The following is a 19,233-nucleotide window of genomic DNA, read 5'->3' on the forward strand; positions in this document are numbered from 1 at the left end:
CGCCGGGCGGACGACTTCGGGAGGTGTGCGCGAGTGCTCAGTGAACGCAGGCTCCAGGTGCTGCGCGCCATCGTCCAGGACTACGTCGGCACCGAGGAACCGGTCGGTTCCAAGGCCCTCACGGAGCGGCACAACCTCGGCGTCTCCCCGGCCACCGTGCGCAATGACATGGCGGCCCTGGAGGACGAGGGGTTCATCGCCCAGCCGCACACCAGCGCCGGGCGCATCCCGACCGACAAGGGCTACCGGCTCTTCGTCGACAAGCTGGCCGGCGTCAAGCCGATGACCCCGCCCGAGCGGCGCGCCATCCAGAGCTTCCTGGAGGGCGCCGTCGACCTCGACGACGTGGTGGCCCGCACGGTGCGGCTGCTCGCGCAGCTGACCCGGCAGGTCGCCGTCGTGCAGTATCCGTCGCTGACCCGCTCGACCGTGCGGCACGTGGAGTTGCTCTCCCTGGCGCCCGCGCGGCTGATGCTCGTGCTGATCACGGACACCGGCCGGGTCGAGCAGCGGATGGTCGACTGCCCGGCGCCGTTCGGCGAGGCGTCCCTCGCGGACCTGCGCGCGCGGCTCAACAGCCGGGTCGCCGGGCGCCGTTTCTCGGACGTGCCGAGCCTGGTGGAGGATCTGGCGGAGGCCTTCGGGTCCGAGGATCGCGGTACGGTCTCCACCGTGCTCTCCACTCTCCTGGAGACGCTGGTCGAGGAGAACGAGGAGCGGTTGATGATCGGCGGCACCGCCAATCTGACCCGCTTCGGGCACGACTTCCCCTTGGTGATCCGACCCGTCCTCGAGGCGCTGGAGGAGCAGGTCGTGCTCCTCAAGCTGCTCGGCGAGGCGAAGGATCCGGGCGTGACCGTCCGTATCGGTCATGAGAACGCCCACGAAGGACTCAACTCCACGTCCGTCGTGTCGGTGGGCTACGGTTCGGGCGGCGAGGCGGTTGCCAAGCTCGGCGTGGTCGGACCGACCCGCATGGACTACCCGGGAACGATGGGAGCGGTACGCGCAGTGGCACGGTACGTCGGACAGATCCTGGCGGAGTCGTAGGTGGCCACGGACTACTACGCCGTACTCGGCGTGCGCCGCGACGCTTCCCAGGACGAGATCAAGAAGGCGTTCCGGAGGCTCGCCCGCGAGCTGCACCCGGACGTCAACCCCGATCCGAAGACCCAGGAGCGGTTCAAGGAGATCAACGCCGCCTACGAGGTGCTGTCGGACCCGCAGAAGAAGCAGGTCTACGACCTCGGCGGCGACCCCCTCTCGCAGGCCGCCGGCGGTGGCGCGGGCGGCTTCGGCGCGGGTGGCTTCGGGAACTTCTCGGACATCATGGACGCGTTCTTCGGTACGGCGTCGCAGCGCGGGCCGCGCTCGCGCACCCGCCGGGGCCAGGACGCGATGATCCGCATCGAGGTCGAGCTGGACGAGGCGGCCTTCGGTACGACCAAGGACATCCAGGTCGACACCGCGGTCGTCTGCAACACCTGCAACGGCGAGGGCGCGGCCCCCGGCACGTCGGCCCAGACGTGTGACATGTGCCGCGGCCGCGGCGAGGTCTCGCAGGTCACCCGGTCCTTCCTGGGCCAGGTCATGACCTCGCGCCCCTGCCCGCAGTGCCAGGGCTTCGGCACCGTGGTCCCGACCCCGTGCCCCGAGTGCGCGGGCGACGGCCGGGTCCGCTCCCGGCGCACCCTGACCGTGAAGATCCCGGCCGGTGTCGACAACGGCACCCGGATCCAGCTCGCGGGCGAGGGCGAGGTCGGCCCCGGCGGCGGTCCCGCCGGTGACCTGTACGTCGAGATCCACGAGCTGCCCCACTCGACCTTCCAGCGGCGCGGCGACGACCTGCACTGCACGGTCACCCTCCCGATGACGGCGGCGGCCCTCGGCACGAAGGTGCCGCTGGAGACGCTCGACGGCATGGAGGAGGTCGACATCCGCCCGGGCACCCAGTCCGGCCAGTCGATCCCGCTGCACGGCCGCGGCGTCACCCACCTGCGCGGCGGCGGCCGGGGCGACCTCATCGTCCACGTCGAGGTCCTGACCCCGAGCAAGCTCGACCCCGAGCAGGAGCGCCTGCTGCGCGAGCTGGCCGCGCTGCGTGGCGAGGAGCGCCCGACGGGGCAGTTCCAGCCCGGGCAGCAAGGGCTCTTCTCGCGGCTGAAGGACGCCTTCAACGGGCGCTGACGTGGTGGTCCCGAGGGTCGTGCCTGCTTGTCGGCGTGGTGCTCGGGGGTCTGCCGGGGGTCCGGGGGTCGTTCCCCCGGGTGGGCGCTGTCAGCCCGGGCAGCAGGGGCTGTTCTCGCGGCTGAAGGACGCCTTCAACGGGCGCTGACGGGCACCGGTCACGGCGTACCGCCAGGGGCTTTCCGATGCGGATGCTCCTGGCGTATGCCAACGGAAGCCCGGATTCGGACTTGTTCGGAGGACGTGACAACATGCCGTCATGTCCTCCGCACTGACCGATCTTTTCCCCTACCCGATCGTGCAGGCGCCCATGGCGGGCGGTGTCTCCGTGCCGCAGCTCGCCGCCGCGGTCTGCGAGGCGGGCGGGCTGGGATTCCTCGCCGCGGGGTACAAGACCGCGGACGGGATGTACCAGGAAATCAAGCAGCTGCGGGGACTGACGAGCCGGCCCTTCGGCGTCAACCTCTTCATGCCGCAGCCCGAGACGGCCGACCCCGCAGCCGTCGGCGTCTACGCCCACCAGCTCGCCGGCGAGGCCGCCTGGTACGAGACTGAGCTGGGCGACCCCGAGTGCGGCCGGGACGACGGCTACGACACCAAGATCGCGGTGCTGCTGGACAACCCGGTGCCGGTGGTGTCGTTCCACTTCGGCGTCCCCAGCCGTGAGGTCGTCGACTCGCTGCACCGCGTGGGCACCTTCGCCCTGGTCGCCGCGACCACGGCGGATGAGGCCCGGGCCGTGGAGCTGTCCGGCGCCGACGCGGTGATCGCGCAGGGCGCCGAGGCCGGCGGACACCAGGGCACCCACCGGGACCACCCCGAGACGGGCGGCGCCGGCACCGGACTGCTGTCGCTGGTCGCCCAGGTCCGGGAGGCGGTGAGCCTGCCGATCGTCGCCGCCGGCGGCATCATGCGCGGCGGCCAGATCGCCGCGGTCCTCGCGGCCGGCGCGAGCGCCGCCCAGCTCGGCACCGCCTTCCTCGCCACCCCCGAGTCCGGCGCGCACGCCCTGCACAAGCAGGCGCTGAGCAACCCCCTCTTCGTCCGCACCGAACTCACCCGCGCCTTCTCCGGCCGCCCCGCCCGCGGCCTGGTCAACCGCTTCCTGCGCGAGCACGGCCCCTACGCCCCCGCCGCCTACCCGGAGGTGCACCACCTCACCGCGCCGCTGCGCAAGGCGGCGGCGAAGGCGGGCGACGCGCAGGGCATGGCGCTCTGGGCGGGGCAGGGTCACCGGATGGCCCGGGAGCTGCCCGCCGGGCAGCTGGTGGAGGTGCTGGTGGCCGAACTCGCGGCCGCCGGGACAGCGTTGTCGGGGTTCGTGACGGGAGGTACGGGCCGATGACGGCACCGGTGTTCGTGGTCGACTCCCTCCAGCCGGGCGACCTGTCCGGAGGGGAGTACGTCCTGGAGGGCCCCGAGGGACGGCACGCCGTCTCCGTGAGGCGGCTGCGGGCCGGCGAGGACGTCGTCCTCACCGACGGGCGCGGACGCTGGGCCGAGGGTGTGGTGAAGTCCGCCGAGGGCAGGGACCGCCTGGTCGTCACGGGACTCGAGACGGTCCACGAGGAACCGCCGGAGCGGCCCCGGATCACCGTCGTCCAGGCCCTGCCCAAGGGTGACCGCGGCGAGCTGGCCGTCGAGACGATGACCGAGGTCGGCGTCGACGCGATCGTGCCCTGGGCGGCGTCCCGCTGCGTCACGCAGTGGAAGGGCGACCGCGGCCTCAAAGCGCTCGGCAAGTGGCGGGCGACGGCCCGGGAGGCCGGCAAGCAGTCCCGCCGGGTCCGCTTCCCCGACGTCGCGGACGCGGCGACGAGCAAGCAGGTCGCGTCACTTCTGGCCGACGCCGAGTTCGCGGCCGTACTCCACGAGAGCGGCGACGAGCCGCTGGCCGCCACCGAACTCCCCACCGCCGGGGACATCGTGCTGGTCGTCGGTCCCGAAGGCGGGGTCTCCCCGGAGGAGTTGGCCCTCTTCGCCGAGGCCGGCGCGAAACCCTACCGCCTGGGAAGCAGTGTCCTGCGCACCTCCACGGCCGGTACCGCGGCGACGGCGGTACTCCTGGCCCGCACCGGCCGCTGGTCCTGACGCGTCAGGACGCCGGCCGGCCGAGCGCCGACGCCACCGCCGTGACGCTGTGCCGGTGACGCACCGACCATATGCGGGTGGCCGTTTCGTCCACGAAGAGCCTCCTGCGCCGACGTCCGCAGTGCATCCCCGCACGGTAGTGAGGAGTGGCCGTATGCGCCCTACCGTCCGCCCCGCGCCGGTGGCAGGCTGCCCCTCATGTGGGCATGGAGGCGGATTCGGCGCGCGGCTCCGGTGGTCGTCGGCGCGGTCGTCGCCGTCGGCGGTGTCGGCGCGTGCGACCCGGGCGGGCTCAGCTCGGCGTCCGTGGCGTACACGACCGACCGGACCGTGACGCGCGAACTGGAGCGGCAGAAGGCGGAGGTGCGGTGGCTCACCTGCACCGCCTCCTTCGGGGACGACGGCGCCACCGCCTCGGCGGGCGAGGACACCGTCGCCTCCGTCGACTGCGAGGGGAAGACCGACGGCGGACAGGACATCACCGTCGACGGCGAGGTGACCCGGGTCGTCAACGGCGCCTGTGTACGCGGCGATCTGACCGCGAAGGTGGACGGCAAGGAGTGGTTCCGGGTCAAGGGGCTGGGGAACTGCGACGCCACGAGCGCCCCGCCCGCGAATCGGCCCACCCAGCACCAGCCGGGGCCCACGGTGACCGTCACCCGGACCATCTGGTGCCCGGACGACCCGCACTGCCGCCCGGTGGAGGGCAAATAGCCCGGCGGGGCCGGTGGCCGGTAAGTGATCCAAACCTCTGTCGGCGGGCCCCGCCCCTGCATAGGGTGAGGGGGTGACACAGCCCGCAGCGCCTGCCTACCTCCGCTTTCCGCACCCGCACGGCGAGTTGGTCGCCTTCACCGCCGAGGACGACGTGTGGCTCGCCCCGCTCGACGGCGGCCGGGCCTGGCGGGTCAGCTCCGACAACGTGCCCGTCAACCACCCCCGCGTCTCGCCCGACGGCACCACGGTCACCTGGACCTCCACCCGCGACGGCGCACCCGAGGTGCACATCGCCTCCGCCGACGGCGGCCCCGCCAAGCGCCTCACGCACTGGGGCAGCCTGAAGACCCAGGTGCGCGGCTGGACCCCGGAAGGGCAGGTCCTCGCCCTCAGCACCTACGGGCAGGCCAGCCTGCGCCGCAGTTGGGCCCGCGCCGTCCCGCTCGACGGCGGACCGGCCACCACCCTGCCGTACGGGCCCGTCGGTGATGTCGCGTACGGCCCGCGCACCGTGCTGCTGTCCGCGCCCATGGGCCGCGAGGCCGCCTGGTGGAAGCGCTACCGGGGCGGCACGGCGGGCAAGCTGTGGATCGACGCCGACACCGACGGAGCTGCCGGGGAGGCCGGGGCGGCCGGCGAGTTCACCCGGCTGCACAGTGACCTCGACGGCAACATCGAGTACCCCTTCTGGGTCGGCGACCGGATCGCGTTCCTCTCCGACCACGAAGGCACCGGCGCGCTCTACTCCTCCCTCGCCGACGGCTCCGACCTGCGCCGCCACACCCCACTCGACGGCTTCTACGCCCGGCACGCCGCCACCGACGGCACCCGCGTCGTCTACTCCTGCGCCGGTGAACTCCGGGTGCTGGACGACCTGGACGCGGCCGAACCGCGCCGGCTCGACATCCGGCTCGGCGGTTCGCGCGTCGACCTCCAGGCGTACCCGGTGAACGCCGCCCGCTGGTTCGGCTCCGCGTCCCCCGACCACACCGCGCGCGGCAGCGCCGTCGCCGTACGCGGCGGCGTCCACTGGGTCACCCACCGCGCCGGACCGGCCCGCGCACTGGCCGCGCAGCCCGGCGTACGCACCCGGCTGCCGCGCACCTTCCGCGCCGACGGCGAGGAGTGGGTGGTGTGGGTGACGGACGCCGAGGGTGACGACGCCCTGGAGTTCGCGCCCGCCACCGGACTCGCCCCCGGCGCCGCCGCGCGGCGCCTCGCCGCCGGGCAGCTGGGCCGGGTGCTCGTCCTCGCCATGGCACCGGACGGCAGCCGTGCCGCCGTCGCCTCGCACGACGGGCGGGTCCTGCTCGTCGAGCGCGAGACCGGCGAGGTCCGCGAGGTCGACCGCAGCGACAACGGCGACGCGTCCGGGCTGGTCTTCTCGCCCGACTCCGCCTGGCTCGCCTGGTCCCACCCCGGCCCCGAACCGCTGCGCCAGCTCAAGCTCGCCAACACCACCGACCTGTCGGTGAGCGAGGCGACCCCGCTGCGCTTCAAGGACTACTCGCCGACCTTCACCCTGGACGGCAAGCACCTCGCCTTCCTCTCCACCCGCTCCTTCGACCCGGTCTACGACGAGCACGTCTTCGACCTGGCCTTCGTCGAGGGCGCCCGCCCGTACCTGATCACGCTGGCCGCGGCCACCCCGTCGCCCTTCGGCCCGCAGCGCCACGGCCGCCCCTTCGAGACCCCGGACCGGGACGAGACCCCCGACAGCGAGGGCACCCCGACCACCCGGATCGACATCGAGGGCCTCGCCGACCGCATCGTGCCGTTCCCCGTCGAGGCCGCCCGCTACTCCCGGCTGCGCGCCGCCAAGGACGGCGTCCTGTGGCTGCGCCACCCGGTCACCGGCGTGCTCGGCGCCTCCCGCGCCACCCCGGACGCCCCCGACCCGCACACCGAACTGGAACGCTACGACCTGGCCCAGCAGCGCGTCGAGCACCTCGCCGCGGACGCCGACCACTTCGAGGTCAGCGGCGACGGCAAGCGGGTGCTGCTGTGGACCGACGGACGCCTCAAGGTCGTCCCCAGCGACCGGCGGGCCTCCGGCGACGAGGACAGCGACACCAACATCACCGTCGACCTGAGCCGCGTACGGCAGACCGTCGACCCGGCCGCCGAGTGGCGGCAGATGTACGACGAGACCGGCCGCATCATGCGGGACCACTTCTGGCGGCCCGACATGAACGGCGTCGACTGGGACGGCGTCCTCGACCGCTACCGGCCCGTCCTCGACCGTCTCGCCACCCACGACGACCTGGTCGACCTCCTGTGGGAGGTGCACGGCGAACTGGGCACCTCGCACGCCTACGTCACCCCGCGCGGCGGCCACGGCGGCGGCGCCCGGCAGGGCCTGCTCGGCGCCGACCTGTCCCGGCACGAGGACGGCGCCTGGCGCATCGACCGGGTCCTGCCCTCGGAGACCTCCGACCCCGACGCCCGTTCCCCGCTCGCCGCGCCCGGCGTCGCCGTCCGCGCCGGGGACGCGGTCGTCGCGGTCGCCGGGCAGCCCGTGGACCCGGTCGCCGGGCCCGGCCCGCTGCTGGTCGGCACGGCGGGCAAGCCCGTCGAGCTGACCATCTCGCCGTCCGGCGGCGGCGAGCTGCGGCACGCCGTGGTCGTCCCCCTCGCCGACGAGGAGCCCCTGCGCTACCACGCCTGGGTCACCGACCGCCGCGCCTACGTCCACGAGAAGTCCGGCGGCCGGCTCGGCTACCTCCACGTCCCCGACATGCAGGCCCCCGGCTGGGCCCAGATCCACCGCGACCTGCGCGTCGAGGTGGCCCGGGAGGGTCTGGTCGTCGACGTCCGCGAGAACCGCGGCGGCCACACCTCCCAACTGGTCGTCGAGAAGCTCGCCCGGCGCGTCGTCGGCTGGGACCTGCCGCGCGGCATGCGGCCGGCCAGCTATCCGCTGGACGCGCCCCGCGGCCCGGTCGTCGCCGTCGCCAACGAGTTCTCCGGCTCCGACGGCGACATCGTCAACGCGGCGATCAAGGCACTCGGTATCGGCCCGGTCGTCGGTGTCCGCACCTGGGGCGGCGTCATCGGCATCGACAGCCGCTACCGCCTGGTCGACGGCACGCTGATCACCCAGCCCAAGTACGCGTTCTGGCTGGAGGGTTACGGCTGGGGCGTGGAGAACCACGGCGTCGATCCGGACGTGGAGGTCCCGCAGCGCCCGCAGGATCACGCGGCGGGCCGCGACCCCCAGCTGGACGAGGCGATCCGGCTGGCGCTGGAGGCGCTGGAGGAGACCCCGGCGAAGACCCCGCCGAGCCTGCCGTAGCCTGCCGCCCCCCCAGCTGCGGGCAGTCGTGCCTCCCTCAGTGCCCGAACGGCCTGGGAGGTACCCCCAGGGCGGCACGGGTCGGCGGTGGGGGCACACCTCCCGCTCGTGGGGGTCCCCCGCGCGAGCGAAGCCGGGCGTGGGGGAGGAGCCGAGCGTGGGGTAGGCACCCCGTCGGTGCGGGCAAGCCCACCCACCCGGCGCTCAACCCCCCGGCGCTCACCCCACCCACCCGGCGCTCAACCCCCCGGCGCTCACCCCACCCGGCGCTCCCCCCCGGCGCTCACCCCCCGGCACGGCGCCACGCGCACCGGCGCTCGCTACGATGCCCCCAGAAGATCACCACCGTTAGGAGCCGCCCCCATGACAGGCGAGCCACAGGACGACTGTCTGTTCTGCAAGATCGTCGCAGGTCAGATCCCCGCGACGATCGTCCGTGAGACGGACACGACCGTCGCCTTCCGGGACATCAACCCCCAGGCGCCCACCCATGTCCTGGTGATCCCCAAGGCCCACTACCGGGACGCCGCGGCCCTCGCCGCCGGTGCCCCGGAACTCGCCGCGGACATCCTGCGCGAGACCCAGGCGATCGCGGACCAGGAGAAGCTCGACAGCTACCGCACGATCTTCAACACCGGCACCGGCGCGGGCCAGACCGTCTGGCACACGCACGCCCACGTCCTCGGCGGCCGCGGCCTCGAATGGCCCCCCGGTTAACCAGGACGACCCACGATGTCCGTACGCGAACTCGTCGTCCTCGGCACCGCCAGCCAGGTCCCGACCCGGCACCGGAACCACAACGGCTACCTGCTCCGCTGGGACGGCGAGGGCATCCTGTTCGACCCCGGCGAGGGCACACAGCGCCAGATGCTGCGCGCCGGGGCCGCCGCCCACGACCTGAACCGGATCTGCGTCACGCACTTCCACGGCGACCACAGCCTCGGCCTCGCCGGCGTCATCCAGCGCGTCAACCTCGACCAGGTCCCGCACGAGGTCACCGCCCACTACCCGCGCTCCGGGCAGCGCTTCTTCGACCGCCTGCGGTACGCCACCGCCTACCGCGAGACGGTCGCCCTCACCGAGGCCCCGGTCGCCACCGACGGCGTCCTCGCGGTGACCCCCGCCTACACCCTCGACGCCCGCAAGCTCTCCCACCCGGTCGAGTCCTACGGCTACCGCCTCACCGAGCCCGACGGCCGCCGCATGCTGCCCGAACGCCTCGCCGCGCACGGCATCAAGGGCCCCGACGTGGGCCGCATCCAGCGCGACGGCTCGCTGAACGGCGTCCCGCTCGACGACGTCAGCGAGGTCCGGCGCGGCCAGCGGTTCGCGTTCGTCATGGACACCCGGCTGTGCGAGGGCGTGCACGCCCTCGCCGAGGGCTGCGACCTGCTGGTCATCGAGTCCACGTTCCTCGACGAGGACGAGCGTCTCGCCACCGACCACGGCCACCTCACCGCCGGCCAGGCGGCGCGGGTCGCCCGGGACGCGGGCGTACGGCACCTGGTCCTCACCCATTTCAGCCAGCGCTACTCGGACCCCGTGGAGTTCGAACGGCAGGCACGGGCGGCCGGCTACGAGGGGGAGGTGACCGTGGCCCACGACCTCCTCAGAGTCCCGGTTCCGAAACGTCGGTAAACCGGTCGTACGATGCTCTGATGCCCTTGCCCAAAGCTGAACTGCACCTCCACATCGAAGGCACCCTGGAACCCGAGCTCGCCTTCGAGCTGGCCGCCCGCAACGGCGTGCCCCTGCCGTACCCGGACGAGGACGCGCTGAGAGAGGCGTACCGGTTCGAGGACCTCCAGTCCTTCCTGAACCTGTACTACGAGCTCATGGCCGTCCTGCGCACCGAGCGGGACTTCGAGGACCTCGCGAACGCCTACCTCGCCCGCGCCGCCGCGCAGGGCGTGCGGCACGCGGAGATCTTCTTCGACCCGCAGGCGCACCTCGCCCGGGGCGTGGAGATGGGCACGGTCGTGGAGGGCCTGTGGCGGGCGCTGAGCACCAGCCGCGACGACCACGGCGTCTCCACCCGCCTCATCATGTGCTTCCTGCGCGACGAGTCCGCCGAGTCGGCGCTGGCGACCCTCGACGCCGCGAAGCCGTACCTCGACCGCATCACCGGCGTCGGCCTGGACTCCGCCGAGGCCGGTCACCCGCCGGTCAAGTTCCGCGAGGTGTACGAGGCCGCCGCCGCCCTCGGGCTGCGCCGGGTCGCGCACGCGGGCGAGGAGGGGCCGCCGGAGTACGTCGTCGAGGCCCTGGACGTCCTCGGCGTCGAGCGGATCGACCACGGTCTGCGCTCGGTCGAGGACCCGGCGCTCGTCGAGCGGCTGGTGCGCGAGCGTGTCCCGCTGACTCTGTGCCCGCTGTCCAACGTCCGGCTGCGCACGGTCGACACCCTCGCCGACCACCCGCTGCCCGCGATGCTCGACGCGGGCCTCATGTGCACGGTCAACTCCGACGACCCCGCCTACTTCGGCGGCTACGCGGGCGACAACTTCGACGCCGTACGCGAGGCTCTTGGCCTCACGGAGGAGCGGCTGCGGGAGCTCGCCCGCAACTCCTTCCTCGCCTCCTTCCTGGAGGACGAGGAGGAACTGCGGGCGGGCTACCTGGCCGAGGTGGAGGCGTACGAGTTCGGGTAGTCCGGCTCGGCCCGTCCCGGACCCCGGGCGGCCGCGGCCGCCCGGCGTCCCGCCGTGTCGTGGTCGCGCCGGACCGGACCCCTCCCGCCCCGCGCCGGTGACCGGCCGTACCGCCGCGGGAGGCGGCGGCCACACGCCGCTGCCACCGGCCCCGACGCCGTCGGGTTGTCAGCGGCGTGGTGCACACTGGCGGGGTCCGCACCATGCCAGGGAGCGCACCGTGACAGCGTCCACCGCGTCCGGCGTGCCCGCCATGCCCGTCATGCCGGCCGCCGAGAGAACACACCGCCACGTCCCGGACCAGGGATCGCACCACCGCCCCCAGGTCGATCCCCTCGCCGCCCTGCGCACACCGCAGGACCCGCCCTGGGACGTGTATCTGACCGGTACCGTCTTCCTCGACGTCGTCTTCACCGGGCTGGACTCCGCACCGGTACGCGGGACCGAGTCCTGGGCGCGCGGGATGGGCTCCAGCCCGGGCGGCGTGGCCAACATGGCGACCGCGCTGGCCCGCCTCGGGCTGCGCACCTCGCTGGCCGCGGCCTTCGGCGACGACCACTACGGCGACTATTGCCGGGATGCCCTCGCACAGGGCGAGGGCATCGACCTGACCCCCTCGCGCACCGTGCCCGGCTGGCACTCGCCGGTGACGGTCTCGATGGCGTACGAGGGCGAGCGCACGATGGTCTCCCACGGCCACGAGCCGCCGCCGGAGGAACCGTCCCCCGACTGCCCGCCCCGCGCGCGTGCCGCCGTCGCCTCCCTCACACCCGGCGTCCGCGCCCGCTGGATCGCCCAGGCCGCCGCGCGCGGCACCCGCGTCTTCGCCGACGTCGGCTGGGACGACACCGGCGCCTGGGACCTGGCCGGGCTGCCCGACCTCGCGCACTGCGAGGCCTTCCTGCCGAACGCGGAGGAGGCCATGCGCTACACCGGCGCCACCTGCCCGCGCGCCGCCGCGCACGCCCTGACCGAGCACGTGCCGCTCGCCGTGGTCACCCTCGGCGCGGACGGCGCGTACGCGGTGGACCGGCGTACGGGGGAGAGCGCCGAGGTCCCGGCCATCGAGGTCGAGGCCCTGGACCCGACCGGCGCCGGGGACGTCTTCGTCGCCGGATTCGTCACCGGCACCCTGGCCGGCTGGCCGCTGGCCGACCGCCTGGCCTTCGCCGGTCTGACCGCAGCCCTCTCCGTCCAGGAGTTCGGCGGCTCCCTGTCGGCGCCGGGCTGGTGCGAGATCGCCACCTGGTGGCGCAAGGTCCAGTCGGTCGAGAGCCAGGACCCGACGGCCCTGCGCCGCTACGCGTTCCTCGCGGACCTGGTCCCGGCCGACCTGGTGGCACCGTGGCCCCTGCGCCGCGCCGTCCCGACCATCGGCTTCCGCCCCCCGGCCTGACGACCGGGCACGCCGCCGGGAGGGCCCCCGGGCGGTGTCAGAAGCCGAGCCGCCGCAGTTGCTTCGGGTCGCGCTGCCAGTCCTCGGCGGCCTTCACGTGGAGGTCCAGGCCGTGTCCGAGTGCGGCTGTCGCCGCATGGCCGGCGTGCCGGGTGGGGAGGCCCCCGGGCGGTGTCAGAAGCCGAGCCGCCGCAGCTGCTTCGGGTCGCGCTGCCAGTCCTTGGCGACCTTCACATGGAGGTCCAGGAAGACCGGGGTGCCGAGCAGCGCCTCGATCTGCTTGCGGGACTTGATGCCGACGTCCTTCAGGCGCTTGCCCTTGGGGCCGATGATGATGCCCTTCTGGCTGGGACGCTCGATGAAGACGTTGGCGTGGATGTCCAGGAGCGGCTTGTCGGCGGGGCGGTCCTCGCGCGGGAGCATCTCCTCCACGACCACCGCGATGGAGTGCGGCAGCTCGTCCCGTACGCCCTCCAGCGCGGCCTCCCGGATCAGCTCGGCGACCATGACCTGCTCGGGCTCGTCGGTCAGGTCGCCCTCGGGGTAGAGCGCGGGGCCCTCGGGCAGCAGCGGGGTCAGCAGGTCCGCGAGCAGGTCCACCTGCTGGTTCGCCGTGGCCGACACCGGGACGATCTCCGCCCAGGTGATCCCCAGCTCCTGGCCGAGCTGATCGATCGCGATCAGCTGCTCGGCCAGGGTCTTGGAGTCCACCAGGTCGGTCTTGGTGACGATCGCGACCTTCGGGGTCTTCTTGATCCCCGCCAGCTCCTTGGCGATGAAGCGGTCGCCGGGGCCGAGCTTCTCGTTGGCCGGCAGGCAGAAGCCGATGACGTCCACCTCGGCCCACGTAGTCCGCACGACGTCGTTGAGCCGCTCGCCCAGCAGCGTGCGCGGCTTGTGCAGCCCCGGGGTGTCCACCAGGATCAGCTGCGCCTCCGGGCGGTGCACGATGCCCCGCACGGTGTGTCGCGTCGTCTGCGGACGGTTCGAGGTGATCGCCACCTTCTGCCCGACCAGAGCGTTCGTGAGGGTGGACTTGCCCGCGTTGGGGCGGCCCACGAAGCAGGCGAAACCGGCCCTGTGGACAGCTTCGGCCGACTCTTCGGATGACTGGGTACGAACGCTCATGGCGCCCATTGTCCCTGATCGCCGGAGCCCCGCCGTACCACGGTCGCCCACCGGGCCCGCGAGGGTCGGATCAGCCCGCGCGCACCGTGTCGCGCACCGTGCCGTCCGGACCGGCGACGAGTACCGGCGTCCCGGGACCCCCCAGGTCCCGCACCGCCGCCCGGTCCTCCTCCGACGCCGACTCCGCCTCCGTCACCACGGCCGCCGCCTCCAGCGACTTCGCGCCGGACGCCACCGCCATCGCCACCGCCGTCCGCAGCGCGCTCAGCTTCAGCGAGTCCAGGCCGACGGTCCCGGCGACGTAGGTGCGGCCGGTCTCGTCGCGTACGGCCGCGCCCTCGGGCACACCGTTGCGGGCCCGCGCGGAACGGGCCAGGGTCACGATCTTGCGGTCCTCGGGGTCGAGGTCGGGAGTCTCGGTCATGAGGCGAGCATACGTAGCACCGCCTGTCGCCGGCCGGTCACCCCGCCACCGGGTACATCGCCCCGCGCCGGCCCTCCGGCGAGGCCGGCCACTCCGGCTTCGCCGCGCTGACCGATTCGTCCGGCGGCGGGTGCGGCATGAACGTCGGAAGGGGCCGCGCCGGTACCTTCAGCGCCGTCGACTCCAGGCCGAGCAGCCCGACCAGCCGGTGGTCCGGCTCCTCGCGGATCTGCCCGGCGTCACGGCGCTCGTCCTGGACGCGGTGATCGTGCCGGCGGCGGCTGTGCTGGTCGCGGCCGGACCGCGGACCGGCCGCTCAGGGACGGTCGAGGCGGAGCCTGTCCGCGCGCGGCAGGCCGGCGACCACCAGGTCGTACGAGTCCTCGACCAGCTCCCGGACGACACGGTCCGGGAGCCCGCCACCAGGTTCGCCGTCGGGCCCGCCGCCCACGGTCACCGTGTTCCAGTGCCGCTTGTTCATGTGCCAACCCGGGACGATCAGGCCCGGGTGGCCGGCGCGCAGCCGGATCGCGTCGTCCGGATCGCACTTCAGGTTGACGGTGAGGGGGCGTGCGTCCAGGAAGGACAGCGCGAACATCTTGCCCAGCACCTTGAAGACCGAGATCTCGGGGCTGAAGGGGAAGTCCTCCACCGCGGCGTTGAAGGACAGACAGAAGTCGCGCAGTTCCCCGGGGGTCATTCCGACACGGCCTCCTCGGCGCGCTTCACCGCGCCCACCGGCTCCACCAGCACCGTCACGATCTTGTTCCGGCGGCCCGCCGCGGCCTCCGCCGTCAGCCGCACCTCGCGGCCGTCCGGCAGCTCCACGATCGACGAGGCACCGGCGATCGGCACCCGGCCCAGCGCCTTCGCCAGCAGGCCGCCCACCGTTTCCACGTCCTCGTCGTCGAACTCCTCCAGGCCGTACAGCTCGCCCAGGTCGCCGATGTCGAGGCGGGCGGTGACCCGGAAACGGTCCTCGCCCAGCTCCTCGACCGGAGGCAGCTCCCGGTCGTACTCGTCGGTGATCTCGCCGACGATCTCCTCCAGGATGTCCTCGATGGTGACGATGCCCGCCGTGCCGCCGTACTCGTCGATGACGACGGCGACGTGGTTGCGCTCCTTCTGCATCTCGCGCAGCAGGTCACCGGCGTTCTTGGTGTCGGGCACGAAGAACGCCGGGCGCATCGCCGTGGAGACGAGGTCGCTCTCCGCGTCCCGGCTGATGTGCGTCCTGCGGACCAGGTCCTTCAGGTAGACGATGCCGACGATGTCGTCCTCGCTGTCACCGGTGACCGGTATCCGCGAGAAACCGGAGCGCAGGGCGAGAGTGAGCGCCTGCCGGATGGTCTTGTAGCGCTCGATGACGACGAGGTCGGTCCGCGGGACCATGACCTCCCGCACCAGCGTGTCGCCCAGCTCGAACACCGAGTGCACCATGCGGCGCTCCTCGGCCTCGATCAGGGACTCCTTCTCGGCGTAGTCGACCAGCGCGCGCAGCTCCGCCTCGGAGGCGAAGGGGCCGCGGCGGAAGCCCTTGCCGGGAGTGAGGGCGTTGCCGATGAGGATGAGCAGCGACGGGATCGGGCCCATGATCCGGGCCAGCGGCACCAGGACGTACGCCGCCGCGGTCGCCGTGTTCAGCGGGTGCTGGCGTCCGATGGTGCGCGGGGAGACCCCGACGGCGACGTACGAGACGAGCACCATGACCGCGATGGCGATCACCAGCGCCTCGCCGGTGCCGTCGAACTGCTTCAGACAGGCGTACGTGACCAGTGCGGCGGCGGCCATCTCGCAGGCGACGCGGACCAGCAGCGCCACGTTGAGGTAGCGCGTCGGGTCGGCGGCGACCTTGGCGAGCTTCTCGCCGCCGCGCCGCCCGGACCGTACGGCCTCCTCGGCGCGGAAGCTGGAGACCCGGGCGAGCCCCGCCTCCGCGCACGCGGCGAGCCAGGCGATCACGACCAGGGCGACCGCGCCCGCGATCAGCGGGAGGCTCATGAGACGGTCGGGGCCGGGGACGGGCCGGCCAGGCCCTTCTCCGCACGCCAGCCGTCCACGATGGCCGCCTGCAGACCGAACATCTCGGCCTTCTCGTCCGGCTCCTCGTGGTCGTATCCGAGCAGGTGCAGCACGCCGTGGACGGTGAGCAACTGGAGCTCCTCGTCCATGGAGTGCTGCGTGGGCGCCTCGGTGCCCTGCCTGGTGGCGACCTCCGGGCAGAGCACGATGTCGCCGAGCAGCCCCTGCGGCGGCTCGTCCTCGTCCTTCGCCGGCGGACGCAGCTCGTCCATCGGGAAGGACATGACATCCGTCGGACCCGGCAGGTCCATCCACTGGATGTGGAGCTGCTCCATGGCGTCGGTGTCCACGACGATCACCGAGAGTTCGGAGAGCGGGTGGATGCGCATCCGAGCGAGCGCGTAGCGGGCGATGTCGAGGATCGCCTGCTCGTCGACCTCGGTTCCGGACTCGTTGTTGACGTCGATCGACATGGTCGTGCTGGTCTACTTCCCCTTGGCCTTGGCACCGTGCTTGGGTGCGCGACCGCCGTTGTGGCCGCCGTTCTCGGTGCCGTTCCTGCTGTCGTACTGCTCGTACGCGTCGACGATACGGCCCACCAGCTTGTGCCGGACGACGTCCTGGGACGACAGCCGGGAGAAGTGGACGTCGTCGACGCCCTCCAGGATGTCCTGCACCTGCCGCAGACCCGACTTCGTGCCGCCGGGCAGGTCGACCTGCGTCACGTCACCCGTGATCACGATCTTCGACTCGAAACCGAGGCGGGTGAGGAACATCTTCATCTGCTCGGGGCTGGTGTTCTGGGCCTCGTCCAGGATGATGAAAGCATCATTGAGGGTGCGACCCCTCATGTACGCCAGCGGCGCGACCTCGATGGTCCCCGCCGCCATCAGCCGCGGGATCGAGTCCGGGTCGAGCATGTCGTGCAGCGCGTCGTACAGCGGGCGCAGATACGGGTCGATCTTCTCGTAGAGCGTGCCCGGCAGGAAGCCGAGACGCTCGCCGGCCTCGACCGCGGGACGGGTCAGGATGATGCGGTTGACCTGCTTGGACTGCAGGGCCTGCACCGCCTTGGCCATCGCCAGGTAGGTCTTGCCGGTGCCCGCGGGGCCGATGCCGAAGACGATGGTGTGCTTGTCGATCGCGTCGACGTACCGCTTCTGGTTCAGCGTCTTGGGGCGGATCGTGCGGCCGCGAGAGGACAGGATGTTCTGCGTGAGCACCTCGGCCGGGGTCTCCTGGCCGTCGCTCTCCCCGTTCTCGCTCGCCTTGAGCATGGCGATCGAGCGTTCCACTGCGTCCTCCGTCATCGGCTGCCCCGTGCGGAGCACCAGCATCATCTCGTCGAACACGCGCTGGATGAGGGCGACGTCATGGCTGTCGCCGACCGCGCTGATCTCGTTTCCCCGGACGTGGATGTCGGCCGCCGGGAAGGCCTTCTCGATCACGCGCAGGAGGGAGTCGCCGGATCCCAGCACGGTCACCATGGGGTGCTGGGCGGGGACGGTGAACTGTGCTCTCGCCTGCCCCTGCGCGGGGGTGTGAGCTGTGGGTGTCTGAGTCATGGGCCGGCGCTCTAGGCCTGCTCGTCCTCCTCTGCGGCGTGAGCCGCGTGACGGGTGTGCTCTGCTTCCTCCAGCGTACGACTCCCCGCCGACAGCACCGAGGCTTTTATCCGACCGGCGCTCACCGCTGGGCGCGGACCATCTCCCGGAACCAGCCGTACGACGCCTTGGGCGTGCGCTTCAGCGTCGCGAAGTCCACGTGCACCAGCCCGAACCGGCGCGCGTACCCCTCGGCCCACTCGAAGTTGTCCAGCAGCGACCACACGAAGTAGCCGCGCACGTCCACGCCCGCCTCCAGCGCCCGGTGCAGGGCGCGGACGTGCCCGTCGAGGTAGGTGATGCGGTCCTGGTCGTCGAGCCCCTCGTAGGAGCAGCCGTTCTCCGTGATGACGACGGGCGGAAGCCGGTCGCCGTAGCGGTCGCGGAAGCCGGTGAGCAGCTCGGTGAGCCCCTCGGGGACGACGGGCCAGCCGAAGTCGGTCAGCGCCCGGCCCTCGATCCCGCGCACCGAGAAGGGCAGTTCCGCGGGGAACGTCAGGCCCCCGGACTCGGTCTCCGCGCCCTGCGGGGCGCCCACCCTGGTGGGCGCGTAGTAGTTCACGCCGTACCAGTCCAGCGGCTCGGCGATGATCTCCAGGTCCGCCCGCACGTCCCCCGGCATCAGCTCGCCGATGCCGTCCGGGTACCGCCCGGTCAGCACGGGGTCGGCGAACAGCCGGTTCAGGAGGACGTCGTAGAAGTCCGCCGCCTCCCGGTCGGCCGTCTCGTCCGACGCCGGCCAGGTCGGACCGTGCGAGTTGGCGATCCCGATGCCGGCGGCGCCGGACGCGCGCAGGGCACGTACCGCGAGGCCGTGCGCGAGCAGCTGGTGGTGGGCCACCGGCAGGGCGTCGAACAGCAGCTTCCGGCCGGGGGCGTGCGCGCCGAGGGCGTGGCCCAGCAGGGTGTGCTCGGCGGGCTCGTTCAGGGTGATCCACTTGCCGACGCGGTCGCCGAGCCGGTCCGCGACCACCGACACGTACTGGGCGAAACGCGACGCCGTGTCCCGGTCCAGCCAGTCCAGGCCCGCCGGCAGGTCCCAGTGGAAGAGCGTCGGCACCGGCCGGACGCCCGCCGCGCACAGTTCGTCGACCAGCCGGTCGTAGAAGCCGAGGCCGCCGGGGGAGTCCACCCGCGGCCAGGAGACCGAGAAGCGGTACGCGTCCACGCCCAGGTCCGCCAGCAGCGCCACGTCCTCGCGGTAGCGGTGGTAGTGGTCGCAGGCCACCGCCGCCGTGGAGCCGTCCTTCACCCGCCCCGGCTCGGACGCGAAGACGTCCCACACGGACGGTCCCCGCAGCTCGGCCGCGCCCTCGATCTGGTGCGCCGAGGTCGACACGCCCCACAGGAAGCCGTCCGGGAACCGGGGTACCGGGTTCGTCGCCATGCGCGGATCATCCGTACCGCCGGCGAGGGAAGTCAACGCCCTTGACCGGCGACGGCGTTACGCGCCCTCCTTCAGCACCCGCGAGATCAGCGTCCGCTGCTCGTCCGTCAGCCGGGGGTCGGCGGCGTACACCGTCTTCCCGTCCACGGTGAGCTGGTAGCTGAAGCCGTCCGGCACCCCGACGGGCGGCGTGCCCCGGCCGTCGGCGGCCGCCCGCTCCGCCAGGGCGTGCCACTCGGCCGCGTCGGGGCGTCCCGCGGTGTCGACCTCCGCGTGGCGTTCGATGCCCGCGAAGCCTCCTGTGCGCCTCACCTGAATCCGCATGGGTCCG

At 72.8% G+C, this 19,233-nt stretch carries 18 protein-coding genes and 1 pseudogene; 10 read left to right on the forward strand and 9 right to left on the reverse strand.

Annotated elements, in window-relative coordinates; translation table 11 throughout:
- The first annotated feature begins 33 nt into the window (after positions 1-33).
- From hrcA to ACIQ1J_RS28690, 10 genes are all read left to right on the forward strand, one after another.
- Positions 34-1,050 carry a heat-inducible transcriptional repressor HrcA gene (hrcA, locus tag ACIQ1J_RS28645; RefSeq protein WP_210962524.1) on the forward strand — a complete coding sequence of 339 codons (1,017 nt, stop codon included), beginning with the start codon at positions 34-36 and terminating at the stop codon, positions 1,048-1,050.
- The gene (gene dnaJ, locus ACIQ1J_RS28650; RefSeq protein ID WP_210962523.1) at positions 1,051-2,187 is read left to right on the forward strand and encodes a molecular chaperone DnaJ; all 1,137 of its coding nucleotides are present in this window, start codon (positions 1,051-1,053) and stop codon (positions 2,185-2,187) included.
- 259 nt (positions 2,188-2,446) lie between these two features.
- Positions 2,447-3,532, forward strand: coding sequence for a nitronate monooxygenase (locus tag ACIQ1J_RS28655; protein ID WP_403561272.1), 1,086 nt, complete (start codon positions 2,447-2,449; stop codon positions 3,530-3,532).
- The gene (locus tag ACIQ1J_RS28660; protein ID WP_403561274.1) at positions 3,529-4,278 is read left to right on the forward strand and encodes a 16S rRNA (uracil(1498)-N(3))-methyltransferase; all 750 of its coding nucleotides are present in this window, start codon (positions 3,529-3,531) and stop codon (positions 4,276-4,278) included. The genes ACIQ1J_RS28655 and ACIQ1J_RS28660 overlap by 4 nt, the downstream gene beginning before the upstream one ends.
- Before the next feature lie 198 nt (positions 4,279-4,476).
- Positions 4,477-4,992 (forward strand): hypothetical protein, encoded by a 516-nt coding sequence (locus tag ACIQ1J_RS28665; protein WP_403561276.1) that lies wholly within the window; start codon positions 4,477-4,479, stop codon positions 4,990-4,992.
- Between the two features lie 73 nt (positions 4,993-5,065).
- Positions 5,066-8,290 carry a S41 family peptidase gene (locus ACIQ1J_RS28670; protein WP_403561278.1) on the forward strand — a complete coding sequence of 1,075 codons (3,225 nt, stop codon included), beginning with the start codon at positions 5,066-5,068 and terminating at the stop codon, positions 8,288-8,290.
- A 363-nt stretch (positions 8,291-8,653) separates the two neighbouring features.
- On the forward strand, positions 8,654-9,007 hold the full coding sequence (locus ACIQ1J_RS28675; protein ID WP_210962518.1) for a histidine triad nucleotide-binding protein: 354 nt from the start codon (positions 8,654-8,656) through the stop codon (positions 9,005-9,007).
- Between the two features lie 15 nt (positions 9,008-9,022).
- A complete protein-coding gene (locus ACIQ1J_RS28680) occupies positions 9,023-9,928 on the forward strand; it encodes a ribonuclease Z (RefSeq protein WP_403561280.1) in 906 nt (301 codons plus the stop codon).
- A 20-nt stretch (positions 9,929-9,948) separates the two neighbouring features.
- Entirely contained in the window at positions 9,949-10,941 is a 993-nt protein-coding gene (locus ACIQ1J_RS28685) for an adenosine deaminase (RefSeq protein WP_403561282.1), read from the forward strand.
- A gap of 262 nt (positions 10,942-11,203) precedes the next feature.
- Positions 11,204-12,337, forward strand: coding sequence for a carbohydrate kinase family protein (locus ACIQ1J_RS28690; RefSeq protein ID WP_403561404.1), 1,134 nt, complete (start codon positions 11,204-11,206; stop codon positions 12,335-12,337).
- 174 nt (positions 12,338-12,511) lie between these two features.
- On the opposite strand, the gene era is transcribed toward ACIQ1J_RS28690, so the two are convergent.
- The 9 genes and pseudogenes from era to ACIQ1J_RS28735 all read right to left on the reverse strand — a co-directional run bounded on the left by era (position 12,512) and on the right by ACIQ1J_RS28735 (position 19,226).
- A complete protein-coding gene (gene era, locus ACIQ1J_RS28695) occupies positions 12,512-13,465 on the reverse strand; it encodes a GTPase Era (protein ID WP_193776243.1) in 954 nt (317 codons plus the stop codon).
- 70 nt (positions 13,466-13,535) lie between these two features.
- Positions 13,536-13,889 (reverse strand): cytidine deaminase, encoded by a 354-nt coding sequence (locus ACIQ1J_RS28700; protein ID WP_210962515.1) that lies wholly within the window; start codon positions 13,887-13,889, stop codon positions 13,536-13,538.
- Positions 13,890-13,926: 37 nt separating this feature from the next.
- Positions 13,927-14,130 (reverse strand): annotated as a pseudogene (locus tag ACIQ1J_RS28705) (XRE family transcriptional regulator); the annotation flags it as partial.
- Positions 14,131-14,205: 75 nt separating this feature from the next.
- On the reverse strand, positions 14,206-14,589 hold the full coding sequence (locus ACIQ1J_RS28710; RefSeq protein ID WP_403561285.1) for an MmcQ/YjbR family DNA-binding protein: 384 nt from the start codon (positions 14,587-14,589) through the stop codon (positions 14,206-14,208).
- Positions 14,586-15,890 carry a hemolysin family protein gene (locus ACIQ1J_RS28715; RefSeq protein ID WP_403561287.1) on the reverse strand — a complete coding sequence of 435 codons (1,305 nt, stop codon included), beginning with the start codon at positions 15,888-15,890 and terminating at the stop codon, positions 14,586-14,588. The genes ACIQ1J_RS28710 and ACIQ1J_RS28715 overlap by 4 nt, the downstream gene beginning before the upstream one ends.
- Entirely contained in the window at positions 15,887-16,384 is a 498-nt protein-coding gene (gene ybeY / locus ACIQ1J_RS28720; RefSeq protein WP_403561289.1) for an rRNA maturation RNase YbeY, read from the reverse strand. Before ybeY ends, ACIQ1J_RS28715 begins: the two co-directional genes overlap by 4 nt.
- 12 nt (positions 16,385-16,396) lie before the next feature.
- On the reverse strand, positions 16,397-17,476 hold the full coding sequence (locus ACIQ1J_RS28725; protein ID WP_210962512.1) for a PhoH family protein: 1,080 nt from the start codon (positions 17,474-17,476) through the stop codon (positions 16,397-16,399).
- 121 nt (positions 17,477-17,597) lie between these two features.
- Entirely contained in the window at positions 17,598-18,902 is a 1,305-nt protein-coding gene (locus ACIQ1J_RS28730) for a GH1 family beta-glucosidase (RefSeq protein ID WP_403561291.1), read from the reverse strand.
- Between the two features lie 57 nt (positions 18,903-18,959).
- Positions 18,960-19,226 (reverse strand): protealysin inhibitor emfourin, encoded by a 267-nt coding sequence (locus ACIQ1J_RS28735; protein WP_210962510.1) that lies wholly within the window; start codon positions 19,224-19,226, stop codon positions 18,960-18,962.
- Positions 19,227-19,233: the final 7 nt, after the last annotated feature.

Source organism: Streptomyces sp. NPDC097107 (assembly GCF_044762405.1).
Taxonomy (GTDB): domain Bacteria; phylum Actinomycetota; class Actinomycetes; order Streptomycetales; family Streptomycetaceae; genus Streptomyces; species Streptomyces thinghirensis.